Genomic DNA, 13,865 nt, shown 5'->3' on the forward strand with positions numbered 1-13,865 from the left:
AGTTATAACTGCTATAGGTTTTAAGTTTTTAATAATAGCAAATCTTACTAAGATTAAAGCTACAATAATAGCTATTAATGCAATAATAACTTGTTGGAATAAAACTTTATTAACTGCATCAGTATATACAGATTCATCTGTAATAGAACATACAATGTATTTTGGATTTAAAGTTTGATTACAAGTTGCAACTTGTGTTTTACCTGCACCATCTTTAGCATAAAATAAGGTATCTTCTTTACTTGGATCAATTAAATCAGGCTCTGCTTTAATAGCATTTGCTATATTAATACTTAAGTCAGTTTTAGTAAGCATTTTATCTTTATCTTCGTGGAAAATTACCATACCTTCTTTATCATATACTGCTGCATAGGAGCTTTGAGAATGCCCTATAGCTAAAACATCTTTAGAAAAAGTATGTAAATTATAGTCACCTCCAACTACCGCTAAGAGTTTTCCATTAGCATAAACAGGAATGGCATAAGTAATTCCTATTTCTCCTGTTGTTACAGATTTATATGGATCAGTTGTTATAAATTTTCCAGCTGCTTTAGCTTCTTTATACCAACCTCTATTTTTAGTATCATAACCTTTTGATAAATCAAGTACTTGACCATCTGATTGATAATTTTTGCCACTATCTTCAAAACCAACATAAACTAGCTCAAACCCAGAAGTTTTTGCAGCTAGTTTGAGATTTTGCATAATTTGTTCTGAAGGCATATTTAAATTACTAGAAAATTGCTCTGCTAAAGATTCTATAGCTAATCTTTTAGTTGTTCCATAAAAATCATACAGAGCATTTGTATCCATCATATTGTTTATTTGCATTTCTGTTAGTAAATCAAAAGTACTATTTTTTGAATTAAAATAACTGACTAAGTTAATCAGTATTACAATAGAAACTACACCTACACACATTATCCATATAAGCTTTGAAGATAAGCTCTTAGAAAATGAAAAAACCATAACAGCTCCTTAAAATTTTGTAGTAAATTTTTATACAACGATTATCATGCTATTAATACAATAAAATGACAACAAAATAATAAATATATAAAATAAAAAGTAAATTATTTATTACATGATGTCCTAGTTATAATATTTTAAAAGCATTTATCAAAAATGTATATTAATCAGTATATTTTGAGAGTATTGTAACTTTATAACACAATTTATGCTAAGCTGAAAGAAAAACTTTCAGCTTAAAAAATTATAATTTATTTTCGTTTTTACTTAGATAATCAGCAACACCTTTAGGGTCAGCCTTCATACCTTCATCGCCTTTATTCCAACCAGCTGGGCAAACTTCACCATGTTCATTAGTAAATAGCATAGTATCAACCATTCTAATCATTTCATCAATGTTTCTTCCAAGTGGTAAGTCATTTATAACTGCATGGCGGATTGTTCCATCAGCATCAAGCAAGAAAGAACCTCTTAAAGCAACTGCTTCTTCAAATAAAACATCAAAATTTCTAGCAATTTGTTTTGTTAAGTCAGCTACTAAAGGAAATTTAACTTGACCTATACCACCTTGATTTACAGGCATATTTTTCCAAGCAAAGTGAGAGAATTCGTTATCGCAAGATACACCAATTACTTCAATACCTCTATCTTTAAAATCTTGATATCTTTTATCAAAAGCAATAATTTCAGAAGGGCAAACAAAAGTAAAATCTTTTGGATAGAAAAATACTACTGCACCTTTTGGTCCTATATTTTTATAAAGATTAAAATCTCCAACTATTTCATTATTACCTAATACAGCAGGTGCTGTAAAATCAATAGCTTTTTTAGTTACTATCATCGTTTATCTCCTAATTAATAAATTTTATTTGTAACAAAATAATATCATTTGTAAATTTAAAAATTTATTAATTGTGTAAATTTGTATGTAAATTAATTTTATTATCAAAATTAAAAGATTTTAAGAATAAAATTAAGACAATTTTGATAATCTTATATTAAACTTTTAATATTTAAGGAGTAAAAAATGGCAGTTAAAATTACTGATATTTGTATAGCATGTGGTTCTTGTATAGATGAATGCCCAGTAAGTGCAATCGTAGATGATGCAAATAACCCTGAGGGCGAAGATAGATATTATGTTTATGCTGATAAATGTGTTGAATGTGTAGGACATAATGATCAGCCAGCATGTGCAAGTGCATGTCCAACTGATGGCTGTATTGTATGGAGCGATGTAGTTAGTGGTCAACCAAGTCGTGATAATATCGGAAGCGATTTAAGAGATGGCTCAACTCCGGTATTTGCTTAATTAATACCCAATACAAGCATCTTTCTAGTATTTAAGATGCTTGTAGCTTCTTCATTTTATAACTCAAAATTACAATTTTTATATAAATTTAAAGCATTTTTTGATATAATTAGCTCTTTTATAAACATAAAACTTATCTAAATTAAGGGGACGATTTTGGAAAAAACACTTTCTATTATTAAACCTGATGCAGTAAAAAAAGGCGTTATTGGTCAAATTTTAACACGCTTTGAAAGCAATGGTCTAAGAATAGCGGCTACAAAAAAAATACAGCTTTCAGAAAAAGAAGCACAAGAATTTTATGCTGTACACAAAGATAGACCATTTTTTAAAGACTTAGTTGAATTTATGATCAGTGGTCCGGTTGTGGTTTCTGTTTTAGAAGGCGAAAATGCTGTGTTAAAAAACAGAGAATTAATGGGTGCTACAAATCCAAAAGAAGCGGCTCCTGGTACTATCAGAGCAGATTTTGCAGATAGTATTGATGCAAACGCGGTTCATGGAAGCGATAGCTTGGAAAATGCAAAAATTGAAATAGAATTTTTCTTTTCAAAAACTGAAATTTTATAATGAAAATTGCCTTTGCAAAACTTAGCTCTGTAGCTTATCCTTTTAAACTAGATCTTGATAATATAGTTTTTGAAGGAACTATTACAAAAGTTAATCCAAAATTAGCTAAAATAACAGCTAATTTTAAAGGATTTACTTATAGAAATTGCGATCGATGTGGTGATGAAATGGAACTTGAAATCGATCAAAATATAGAGCTTTTTGCAAGCGATGGAATTTTTAAAGATGAAAATAATACTTTAAGTGATACTATGGAGTTTTTTGACTCTCATATTGACTTAATAGAGCTTGCTACAAGTGAATTACAATCTTACTTAAGTGATTATTTTTATTGTAATAAATGTTTAAATTAATAAAGGAGTAAAAAATGGCAGTACCTAAGAGAAGAGTGAGCAAAACTCGCGCAGCAAAACGCAGAACTCATTACAAAGTTACCCTACCTATGCCTATTAAGGATAAAGATGGTAGCTACAAAATGCCTCATCGTGTAAATCCTGTAACTAAGGAATATTAAGAACAATGACGAGCATTGCTATTGATGCAATGGGTGGTGATTTTGGGGAAAAGCCTATTATAGAAGGTGTAATTCAAGCTCTAAAAGAGCGAAAATTTAAAGCCATCTTAGTAGGAGATCCTCAAAAGCTTAAAACCTTAATCCCTCAAGAATTAAACTCATATATAGAATATGAAGAGGCTTTTGATGTATTTGCTATGGAAGAAAATTCTACAGATGCATTAAAACGAAAAGATAGTACAATCTACAAAGCCATAGATTTAGTAAGAAATCAAAAAGCAAAAGCTGTTGTGTCAGCTGGACATAGTGGAGCTACTATGAGTTTGGCTACTTTAAGACTTGGAAGATTAGCCAATATCGCTAGACCTGCAATAGCCACTTTAATGCCAAATATCCATTCAAGAACATTAGTGTTAGATGTTGGTGCAAATGTTGATTGCAAAAGCGAGCATTTGTTTCAATTTGCCATTATGGGTGAAGCCTATGCTAAAGAAATTTTAAAAATTGCTAAGCCTAGAGTTGCTTTGCTTTCAAATGGTGAAGAAGAATGCAAAGGAAATGAGCTTACTAAAGAAACCCATCAACTTTTAAAGCAACTTCCAAATTTTGTCGGAAATGCTGAAGGAAGAGATATATTTAATGACACGATAGATGTATTAGTATGCGATGGTTTTAATGGAAATATCTTACTTAAAACCGGCGAAGGTGTAGCAAGTGTTATTACAAAACTTTTAAAACAAGAAATTCAAAAATCTTTTTTAGCAAAACTTGGCTATCTTTTAGCAAAACCTGCTTTTAATGAATTAAAAACCCACATTGATTATGAAGAATATGGCGGGGCTCCACTTCTAGGTGTGAAAGAATGTGTCATTATAAGTCATGGTAAAAGCGGTCCAAAAGCTATCAAAAATGCTATTTTTCAAGCATTAAATTTTACACAATCAAATATAAATCAAACTATAGAAAAAGAACTTGCCAATTATGAAATCAACTAAAGCTTCATTAAAAAGTATAGCTTCTTACATTCCCGAAAAAATACTTAGCAATAAAGAATTAGAATCTATGGTGCAAACTAGTGATGAGTGGATATTAAGAAGAACAGGAATAGAGCAAAGACGCATAGCAAATGATGATGAAAACACGAGTAATCTTGGTACTAAAGCAGCTATCAAAGCTATACAAAGAGCGAATTTAAAACCTCAAGACATAGATGCTATTATTGTTGCTACTTTAAGTCCTGATTGCTTTACTATGCCATCAACTGCATGTAAAATTGCTCATAATCTTGGATTAAAAAACATCACTGCTTTTGACATTTCTGCAGCATGTTCAGGGTTTATTTATCTTTTAGAACTTGCTAAATCTATGGTTGAAAGCAAAACAAAGAAAAATGTTTTAATTATTGGAGCTGAAAAAATTAGCTCTATTATAGACTATACAGATAGAAGTATTTGTGTTTTATTTGGCGATGGAGCTGGTGCTGGAATTGTATCTTTAGATGATAATTATCCGATTATAGATACTCATACAGCAAGTGATGGGGAGTTTGGAGATTTATTAATAACTCAAAGATCTCAAAAAAGTAGCATTTGCTCTCCTCTTTCTATGCAAATGAAAGGAAACGAAGTATTTAAAATTGCAGTAAATACTCTAAGTAACGATGTTGTTGATATTCTTACAAAAAATAATATAAAAAGTGAAGAAATTGATCTTTTTATACCTCATCAAGCTAATTTAAGAATTATTAAAGCCGTGCAAGAAAAATTAAATTTTACAGATGAACAATGCGTAGTTACAGTGCAAAAATACGGCAATACTTCAGCAGCCTCAATACCTATGGCAATGAATGATGCTTATGAACAAGGTCGTTTAAAACAAGGCTCACTAATATTGCTTGATGCTTTTGGTGGTGGATTTACTTGGGGTTCAGCATTGCTTCGTTTTGGCGGAGAAAATAACAAATAAGTTTATAAAGCTTATTTGTTATTTAAAAGTTTCTATTTGATCTAATACTGACTTTCTAACTTGATTGTCTGAAGAATCTACACGAATATAAAACTCTACCCTATTATTTATTTCATCTTCTTTATTTGCACTTAAAGGATAATTATCACCAAAACTTACAACTATAAGTTGAGTTGGATCGATTCCTTTAGCTATTAAATAATCGGCTACAACTTGAGATCTTTTACTAGCTAAATCAAAATTTCTCTTAGGATCCCTATCGCTTGCATCAGTATAACCTCTAAGTTCTATTTGAGCTTGCTTTGGCATTTTCTTAAGCACTTCACTAATACGCTTTAAAAAATCTTGTACATCAGCAGAATCAATCTGAATACTACCCCTAGCAAATTCAACTCTAGCTGGTAAATTTAAAACTATATTATTTTCTCTTTGATCTAATGCTGCTTTTAATTTTTCTATATTTTCTTGTTGAGTAATACTTAATTTCTTAAGTTTTTCAAGCTCTTCTACATTTGCATTTGAAGGTGCACTATATTTATTATGCACTTCACTTTCTTTTTCTAAAGGACTAGAAGCAGTGAATTCAAAAATTTTAACAAATTCAGTTTTCAAGGCTTCAGTTTTTGCAGGATTACTTTCAGAAATCGCCCAAAGAGCAATAAAAAGTGCCAAAAGCAAACTTAAAAAGTCTGCATAAGGCACTGCCCATTTTTCACCTGCTGGACATTCTGGACATTTATGTTTTTTTCCCATTTTTAACTCTTATTTATCAAATTGAGAAATTCTAGGCTCATCATGACTTAAATAGTTAAATAACTTTGCCTCCAAATCTCTTGGATTAGCTCCTTCTGCAATGCTTACAATAGCGTGAGAAATAACTATTCTTTCCTTAATTAAATCATGTGAATTAGCTTTCATTTTATTACCCCAAGGCCCAAATAAAGCATAAGCTCCAAAAATTCCCGTAACAGTTGCTGTAAAAGCTCCTGAAATACCCGCTGCCATAGCCTGTGGATCATCGAGTAGTTTAAGTGCCAAAATCAATCCAAAAACAGCACCAACAAGCCCCATAGTAGGACAAGTTTCACCAAAGCGTATCCAATATTCTGCACATTCTTTATAATATTCTTCCATTTCTTCTACTTGAATTTCCATACTTTCTTTAATTTCTTCTACGCTCTTACCATCTACCATCATCATCATAGCTTCTTTTAAGAACTCATTGTCAATTTCATTAGTTTTTGACTCTAAAGCCAAAAGTCCATCTCTTCTTGCTATAACAGAGTATTCTACAAGCTCAGCTATTCTTTGACTTAAATTTACCCCCGAACCTTTAAAAACTACCTTTAATTCCTTATATGCACCTTTAACAATTTTTTTATGTGTAGAAGTCATTGCGCAAAAAGCTGCTGTAGGCACCACGATAATAAAAGACGCTAAGTGTAAAACATGCAAAGGGTTACCACCCTCTAAAATATCCCCTACAGAAATACTAACAACAGCTAATACCATCCCAAGTATGGTTGAAAGATCCATTAAACATTCTCCTTATTTTAATATACCCCAATTTTTGGCAATACTTGATGAAGTTTTTAATTTAACTTTTAATTTTACAATATTTTCCATAATATCACTAGCTTTTTTTGCAAAATCCTCACAAAGTTCATCTTTTACTTCAAAAATAAGCTCATCATGAATTTGCAAAATTAAGCGTTTGTTTTCATCCAAATTTCTACTTATTTCTATCATTGCCAATTTTATTATATCGGCAGCTGAACCTTGAAGTATAGAGTTAATACTCTCTCTTTCATGCATTGCAATTTGCATAGGCTTTGCATTTTCAAAATCAAAATAACGCTTACGACCTAGCAAAGTACTTATAAAGCCATTTTGCTTAGCTTCATTTTTTACCTTTTCAAAATAAGTTTTAATACTAGTAAAATTCTCAAAATATTTTTCAATATATTCTTTAGCCAACTTTGCTTCTATTTTTAAATTTTGACTCAAAGTCTTATAACCCATACCATAAATAAGACCAAAATTTATACTTTTAGCAATACTTCTTGTCTCATAATCACTATGGTCAAAAATCATAATAGCAGTTTTTGCATGAATATCCTCATCGTTTGAAAACGCTTCTAATAATTTCTCATCTTCACTAAAATGTGCTAGCATTCTAAGCTCAATTTGTGAATAATCAAGTGAGATAAAACTAAATCCTTCTTTTGCAATAAAGCAAGATTTATAATCCTTAGCATATTGACCATGTGCAGGGATATTTTGCAAATTTGGATCTTTTGATGAAAGGCGTCCAGTAGCTGTTCCTGTTTGCAAAAAACTTGAATAAATTCTTGAATTTTCATCTTTTTTAGCTAATTTTAACAAAGGTTCACAATAAGTAGAAACTAATTTTGCAAGCTCTCTGTAAGCTAAAATTTCTTTTACAATCAAATGTTCATCTAAAATAGCATTTAAAACCTTTTCATCAGTAGAATAACCTGTCTTACCTTTTTTACCACTTGGTAATTTTAATTTTTCAAATAAAATATCCCCTACTTGTTTAGGAGAGTTAATATTAAATTTTTCACCCGCTAAATCATATATTTTTTCACTTAGTATTTTAATATCTTGATTAAAACTTTGCATTAAGTTTTCAAGCTTTTGAGTATCAAGTTTAATGCCATTATTTTCCATCATAATAAGCACTTTGATAAATTCAAACTCACTTTTTTGTGCAAGTTCAAACAAAGGCTTTTCTAAATTTTTTAAAAAATACAAATAAAATCTTAAAGTAATATAAGCATCTTCAGCAGCATATTTACAAGCTTTTTCTACATCCACTCCTGCAAAGCTTTCTCCTTTTTTTACCAAGTCTTCAAAATGTAAAGTCTCATAAGTAAACAATCTTTTTGCCAAATCATCCATATTTACACGCAAACTTGGCTCTTTAAGCCATGCAAGTATCATAGTATCAGCATAGTTTTTTGGAGGAAGTAAATTAAAATTATTTTTTATGATTTCAAAGTCATATTTAAGATTATGGCCTATAACCGTGCTTTGATATATTTTTTCTATACCCTTTTTAGCTACTTGCATAGAAATTTGCTTACAAACTCCTAAATAATCATGTGCAAGTGGCACATAAAAGGCTTCACTTTCATGAAAACAAAAACTAAACCCTACTATCTTAGCTTCTTTAGTATCCAAGCCCGTAGTTTCGGTGTCAAAAGCAACAATACTTTGATCATCAATTTTTTCTAAAATTTCAAATAATTCTTTCTCATCTAAAATTAATCTTGCATTAAATCCTAAATTTTTATCTTTATTAGTAGGATTAGTGCGTAGTTTTTTTAACAAAGCATTTAATTCATAATGCTCTAAAATATCCATAATCTTAAGCAAAGGCTCATCTTTTGGATACTCACAATTTAAAAGCATATCTTTTACATCTAAATTTTCATACAAAGAAGCAAGTTTTTTGCTTAAAAAAGCATTTTCTTTGCCTTCAAGCAACAAATTACGACTTCTCTCATTACGCACTAGTGTTAAGTTTTCATAAATTCCCTCAATACTTTCAAACTCATCAAGTAAATTCTTAGCACCCTTAGCACCAATTCCTTTTACCCCTGGGATATTATCTGAACTATCTCCACATAGAGCTAAAAAATCTCTTATTTGGCTAGGTTTTACCCCATATTTTTCCAAACACCCTGCTTCATTATAATCATTTTTTGAAATAGGGCTATAAATACTAACTTTATCATCTTTTATAAGTTGATACAAATCTTTATCTTGAGTGATAATTCTTATAAAAATATCCTTACTTTCACACTCTTTAACTAAAGATGCGATGATATCATCAGCCTCATATCCTTCGCAAGAAAAACTTGAAAAACCCATTTTTTCTATCATTTGAATGCAAATTGGAATTTGAGCTAATAAATCAGGCGGAGGTGGAGTGCGATTGATTTTATAATTTGGATCAATTTCACTTCTAAAAGTTTTTCCTTTACTATCAAGAGCAAAAATAATCATATCACTAGGATGTTCATTTTTCAAACTATAAATAAAATTAGCAAAACCACTAATCATATTACTAGGCTCACCTTTTGAATTTTTCAAACCCTTTAAAGCATAAAAAAGTCTAAAGAAAAAGCCAAAAGTATCAATTATTGTTAAAGTTTTCATTTTTTTCCTATATTAAAAAATAATAATAATTATCGCCCAAAATTATTTAAAAGTCGGTAAAAAGTATTAAATTTCCATTTTAAGCATTTTAGTTACAATTATATTTTAAATTTAAAACAAAGGTTTAATCTTGCAAACAAAATCAATCGCGGATGAAAATTTTCAAACTCCACAAGGAAAAAAGGCATTTAAAAAGGCTGTGTTTTCATGCTGGCTAGGAACTGCCATGGAATATGCAGATTTTGCACTTTATGGCTTAGCTGCAGCTACTGTTTTTTCAGAAGTTTTCTTTCCTGAACAAACTCCTGTTATAGCATTATTGCTTAGTTTTGTTACTTATGGTATAGGTTTTATTGCTAGACCTATTGGAGCTTTATTTTTTGGATATTTAGGAGATAAATACGGAAGAAAAAATGTATTAATGAGCACCATTGCATTAATGGGTATTTCAACTACTTTAATTGGTTTTATACCAAGTTATGCAGTAATTGGAATTTGGGCTCCTATATGTTTGGTTATCTTGCGTTTTATGCAAGGCTTTGGAGCAGGTGCTGAGCTTTCAGGTGGGACTGTCATGCTTGGAGAATATGCTCCTAGCAAACATAGAGGTTTAATCTCTTCTGTTATAGCACTTGGATCAAACAGCGGAACCTTACTTGCGGCTTTTGTATGGCTTTTAGTTACAAGTATGGATGATGCTAGTTTTAAAGAATGGGGATGGAGAATTCCTTTTATAGGAAGTATTTTTATAGCACTTTTTGCTGTTTATATGCGTTTAAATGTAAAAGAAACTCCTGTTTTTGAAAAACAAAAAGAATTAATGCTAAAAATTCGTCATGAAAATGAAGCACATATGAAAAAAGATGAAAGAACTTTTTGGCAGAAAAGTCGTGCATTTTGGACTATGGTGGGTATAAGGATAGGAGAAAATGGACCATCTTATCTTGCACAAGGCTTTATAGTAGGTTATGTAACTAAAATTTTACTTCTTGATAAATCAGTAGCCACAACTGCTGTTGTTATCGCTTCTTTGGTGGGATTTTTGGTTATACCTTTAGCAGGATATTTAAGTGATAAATTTGGAAGGCGTATTACTTATAGAACCTTTTGCTTGCTTTTAATGCTTTATGCTTTCCCTGCTTTTATGCTACTTGATAGTAAAAATGAAATTATTGTAATTTTAACTATCATTGTAGGTATGTCTTTGGCATCTTTAGGAATTTTTGGCGTGCAAGCTGCGTGGGGTGTGGAGCTTTTTGGAGCAAAAAATCGCTATACCAAAATGGCACTAGCAAAAGAATTTGGCTCTATACTTTCAGGAGGAACCGCTCCTATGATAGCTTCAGCTTTGCTTGCTTATTATGGCACTTGGTGGCCAATAGCCTTGTATTTTGTTATCACCGCAGGAATTGGTTTTATAACAACTTTCTTTGCACCAGAAACTAGAGGCAGGGATTTAAATTTAATAGAAGATGCGATATGATACGCCTTATTTTAGATACTGATATAGGCAATGGAATAGCAGGGGCTAATACTGATGATGGTTTAGCCCTTGGACTTATTTTAGCCTCCAAAGAAATCAAACTTGAAATGATTAGCACTTTAAGTGGTAATGTGCAAGCTTTAACCGCTTATAGTGTTGCTAAAGATTTATTAAATAAGCTTAATCTATATATACCTTTGTATTTAGGTGCTCATGAAGCTTTATGTGAAGATAGTCATTTTTGGAGACAAAGACTAGATAAAGGCGTAGAAGAGTTTAAGCTTACTCATCTTTGGGATCATATAAAACCTATAAAAATCCTAGAAAACATAAACCCAAATGCTTGTATGAAAATGGGTGAGCTTATTATGCAAAACCCAGGTGAAATTTCAATTTGCGCTATAGGGCCTTTAACAAATATAGCCATAGCTATGAAGCTTTTCAAAGACTTTGATAAAAATGTAAAAGAAATTTTTATCATGGGTGGAAGTTTTGATATGCCTTATCATATCAAAGATACGAATTTTGGTTTTGATCCTGAAGCTGCTAGTATAGTTTTAAACTCAAGAGCTAAAATCACACTTGTTCCTTATAATGCAACAATGCAAACTATGCTCACACATGAAGATTTAAATGCTTTAGAAAATCAAAATCCTCTTTGTGATTTTTTAGTGCAGACTTTAAGAGTTTGGATTGATTTTGCAAGCAAAACAAGAGGCACAAATGGCACATGGATACACGATGCATTAACTATTGCTTATATGCTTGATCCAAATTTAGCAAATTTTGATGAGTATTTAGTAGATGTCATTTGTGATAGTACTTTTGCTAGAGGAAGCACGATAAGGTGTTTTAAAGATGCAAAAATGCCTATAAAAAATCATGAATTAAAAAACACCATAAAAGTTTTAAAAGATGTTGATAATGCTAGACTTTTAAATCTTTTAAAATCAAGGCTTTTAAATGGAATTTGCTATGAAAATTACAAAAGCATAACGACTTAATTTACCCAAGGCTATAAAAATACTTGCTTTTAAAAAAGAATACTTAGCAAATCCAAGCCCTAGTGCAAAAAGATCTCCCACTATGGGTAAAAAAGTAAAAAAAGCATACAAAGAGCCAAATTTTTTAAAGTTTGCATTGATTTTTTCTAATTTACATAAAGAGTTTTTAAAATATTTTTCCAAAATTTGACTCTCTCCAAAATAAGCTAATGCATAAGTACTTAAACTACCCAAAGTATTCCCCAAGCTTGCTATAAATAAAACCATATAAGCATTAAAATCTAATTTCACAAAAGCAAGCACAAAAGCCTCACTAGCCATAGGCAAAAGTGTGCTAGAGAGAAAACATACTATAAAAAGCCCTATATAACTTATATCATTATATAAAAAATCAAACATTATAAATTTTCTTAGTATTTATTTTATAAACTATCATTTTAAAGAATTTTTAATAATAATTATCTTAGAATGTAAAGTCATTTGGCAATTTTTTAAAAGGAAAAACTATGGAAAGGAAAAAATTTTCTAAACTAAATTTAGAATACTCATTTAACAAAGCTTCTTTTTCTTGGCGTTAAGCCTGCTACTACATTTTCAATCATTTTTATTTTACATTTTTAGTTTTAGTTGATCATTTTTTGATTTTAAATTATTAATCATTTTAAGGAAATACTATGAAAAAATATTATGGAAAATTTGGTGGGCAATTTGTGCCAAATGAAGTAAAAATAGCATTAGATGAAGTAGAAAAAGCTTTTTTAAAACTCAAAAAAGATAAAGATTTTAACACAGAATTAAAAGAACTCTTAGCTAATTATGTGGGAAGACCTACGCCTTTATACCATGCTAAAAATTTAAGCAAGCTTTATAATCATGAAATTTATTTAAAAAGAGAAGACTTAACTCACACAGGAGCTCATAAGATCAACAATGCCATAGCTCAAGCCTTAATGGCAAAGAAAATGAATAAGAAAAAAATTATTGCAGAAACTGGAGCAGGACAACACGGGCTTGCAACAGCTACTGCAGCAGCACTTTTAGGACTTGAGTGTGAGATATTTATGGGAGCTATTGATGTAAAAAGACAAGCCTTAAATGTCTATAAAATGGAGCTTTTAGGAGCAAAAGTTCATGCGGTAGAAAGTGGAAGTAAAACTTTAAGTGATGCGGTAGATGAGGCTTTAAAGTTTTGGGTTAAAAATACCAAAGAAGTATTTTATGTAGTAGGAAGTGCAGTGGGGCCTTATCCTTATCCACAAATTGTTACGCATTTTCAAAGTATTATAGGTAAAGAATGCAAAATGCAACTTAGAAAATTAAATAAAAAAGTAGATTATATCATAGCAGCAGCTGGAGGCGGTAGCAATGCTGCTGGAATTTTTCATGCATTTTTAAAAGATGAAAAAGTTAAGCTCATAGGTGTTGAAGCAGCAGGTTTAGGAAAAGATACACCTTATCATGCAGCCACACTTACTAAAGGCGAAGAAGGTATTATCCATGGTATGAAAACTAAAGTTTTACAAGATGATAAAGGCAATATTGCTCATACTTTTAGTATTTCTGCTGGGCTTGATTACCCTGGCATAGGGCCTTTGCACGCATATTTGCAAGAAAGTAAAAGAGCAAGTTATCATGCTATTAGTGATGATGAGTGTATTAATGCTTTAAAATTATTATGTAAAGAAGAAGGTATTATACCCGCTATTGAAAGCTCACATGCATTAGCTTATTTAGAAAAACTTTGTCCGACTTTAAAGAAAAAAAGTGTGATAGTTGTAAATCTTTCAGGAAGAGGAGATAAAGATATGCAAAGTATTTATGAATATAAAAAAGGTGAAATTTATGGTTGAAGAATAACTT

The 13,865-nt window shown here is 30.7% G+C and carries 15 protein-coding genes; 9 read left to right on the forward strand and 6 right to left on the reverse strand.

The window, feature by feature from the left end:
- Window positions 1-969, reverse strand: a 969-nt coding sequence (locus tag L8W64_RS00815; RefSeq protein ID WP_263672631.1) for a cache domain-containing protein, incomplete at its 3' end; no start/stop codon positions are given.
- Window positions 970-1,213: 244 nt separating this feature from the next.
- A complete protein-coding gene (locus tag L8W64_RS00820) occupies window positions 1,214-1,810 on the reverse strand; it encodes a peroxiredoxin (protein ID WP_133319569.1) in 597 nt (198 codons plus the stop codon).
- A 186-nt stretch (window positions 1,811-1,996) separates the two neighbouring features.
- On the opposite strand from L8W64_RS00820, the gene L8W64_RS00825 reads away from it, so the two are divergent.
- The 6 genes from L8W64_RS00825 to L8W64_RS00850 all read left to right on the forward strand — a co-directional run bounded on the left by L8W64_RS00825 (window position 1,997) and on the right by L8W64_RS00850 (window position 5,330).
- Window positions 1,997-2,281, forward strand: coding sequence for a ferredoxin, 4Fe-4S (locus L8W64_RS00825; protein ID WP_039619165.1), 285 nt, complete (start codon window positions 1,997-1,999; stop codon window positions 2,279-2,281).
- A gap of 156 nt (window positions 2,282-2,437) precedes the next feature.
- On the forward strand, window positions 2,438-2,851 hold the full coding sequence (gene ndk / locus L8W64_RS00830) for a nucleoside-diphosphate kinase (protein ID WP_039642239.1): 414 nt from the start codon (window positions 2,438-2,440) through the stop codon (window positions 2,849-2,851).
- Window positions 2,851-3,204 carry a hypothetical protein gene (locus L8W64_RS00835; protein WP_087699608.1) on the forward strand — a complete coding sequence of 118 codons (354 nt, stop codon included), beginning with the start codon at window positions 2,851-2,853 and terminating at the stop codon, window positions 3,202-3,204. The genes ndk and L8W64_RS00835 overlap by 1 nt, the downstream gene beginning before the upstream one ends.
- Before the next feature lie 14 nt (window positions 3,205-3,218).
- Window positions 3,219-3,365, forward strand: a complete 147-nt coding sequence (gene rpmF / locus L8W64_RS00840) for a 50S ribosomal protein L32 (RefSeq protein ID WP_012662034.1) — start codon at window positions 3,219-3,221, stop codon at window positions 3,363-3,365.
- Window positions 3,366-3,370: 5 nt separating this feature from the next.
- Window positions 3,371-4,360 carry a phosphate acyltransferase PlsX gene (gene plsX / locus L8W64_RS00845; RefSeq protein ID WP_263672632.1) on the forward strand — a complete coding sequence of 330 codons (990 nt, stop codon included), beginning with the start codon at window positions 3,371-3,373 and terminating at the stop codon, window positions 4,358-4,360.
- Window positions 4,347-5,330, forward strand: a complete 984-nt coding sequence (locus L8W64_RS00850) for a beta-ketoacyl-ACP synthase III (RefSeq protein ID WP_263672634.1) — start codon at window positions 4,347-4,349, stop codon at window positions 5,328-5,330. Before plsX ends, L8W64_RS00850 begins: the two co-directional genes overlap by 14 nt.
- An 18-nt stretch (window positions 5,331-5,348) precedes the next feature.
- Here L8W64_RS00850 and motB read toward each other — a convergent pair whose 3' ends face one another.
- The 3 genes from motB to polA are packed head-to-tail and all read right to left on the reverse strand — an operon-like array spanning window position 5,349 to window position 9,518.
- Window positions 5,349-6,083: a flagellar motor protein MotB gene (gene motB, locus L8W64_RS00855; protein WP_220566602.1), complete on the reverse strand. Its 735-nt coding sequence runs from the start codon at window positions 6,081-6,083 to the stop codon at window positions 5,349-5,351.
- 9 nt (window positions 6,084-6,092) lie between these two features.
- The gene (gene motA / locus L8W64_RS00860; RefSeq protein ID WP_133319563.1) at window positions 6,093-6,866 is read right to left on the reverse strand and encodes a flagellar motor stator protein MotA; all 774 of its coding nucleotides are present in this window, start codon (window positions 6,864-6,866) and stop codon (window positions 6,093-6,095) included.
- Between the two features lie 12 nt (window positions 6,867-6,878).
- Window positions 6,879-9,518: a DNA polymerase I gene (gene polA, locus L8W64_RS00865; RefSeq protein ID WP_263672636.1), complete on the reverse strand. Its 2,640-nt coding sequence runs from the start codon at window positions 9,516-9,518 to the stop codon at window positions 6,879-6,881.
- 127 nt (window positions 9,519-9,645) lie between these two features.
- Here polA and L8W64_RS00870 point away from each other — a divergent pair, with 127 nt between their 5' ends.
- On the forward strand, window positions 9,646-11,001 hold the full coding sequence (locus tag L8W64_RS00870; RefSeq protein ID WP_087685416.1) for an MFS transporter: 1,356 nt from the start codon (window positions 9,646-9,648) through the stop codon (window positions 10,999-11,001).
- Window positions 11,001-12,005: a nucleoside hydrolase gene (locus tag L8W64_RS00875; RefSeq protein ID WP_263672697.1), complete on the forward strand. Its 1,005-nt coding sequence runs from the start codon at window positions 11,001-11,003 to the stop codon at window positions 12,003-12,005. Before L8W64_RS00870 ends, L8W64_RS00875 begins: the two co-directional genes overlap by 1 nt.
- Here L8W64_RS00875 and L8W64_RS00880 read toward each other — a convergent pair.
- On the reverse strand, window positions 11,961-12,404 hold the full coding sequence (locus L8W64_RS00880) for a YqaA family protein (protein WP_263659782.1): 444 nt from the start codon (window positions 12,402-12,404) through the stop codon (window positions 11,961-11,963). The two genes, L8W64_RS00875 and L8W64_RS00880, sit on opposite strands and share 45 nt — an antisense overlap.
- A gap of 275 nt (window positions 12,405-12,679) precedes the next feature.
- Between L8W64_RS00880 and trpB the strand changes: the two genes are divergently transcribed.
- Entirely contained in the window at window positions 12,680-13,855 is a 1,176-nt protein-coding gene (trpB, locus tag L8W64_RS00885) for a tryptophan synthase subunit beta (RefSeq protein WP_263661469.1), read from the forward strand.
- Window positions 13,856-13,865: the final 10 nt, after the last annotated feature.

It is taken from the genome of Campylobacter sp. IFREMER_LSEM_CL1097, assembly GCF_025772225.1.
Taxonomy (GTDB): domain Bacteria; phylum Campylobacterota; class Campylobacteria; order Campylobacterales; family Campylobacteraceae; genus Campylobacter_D; species Campylobacter_D lari_D.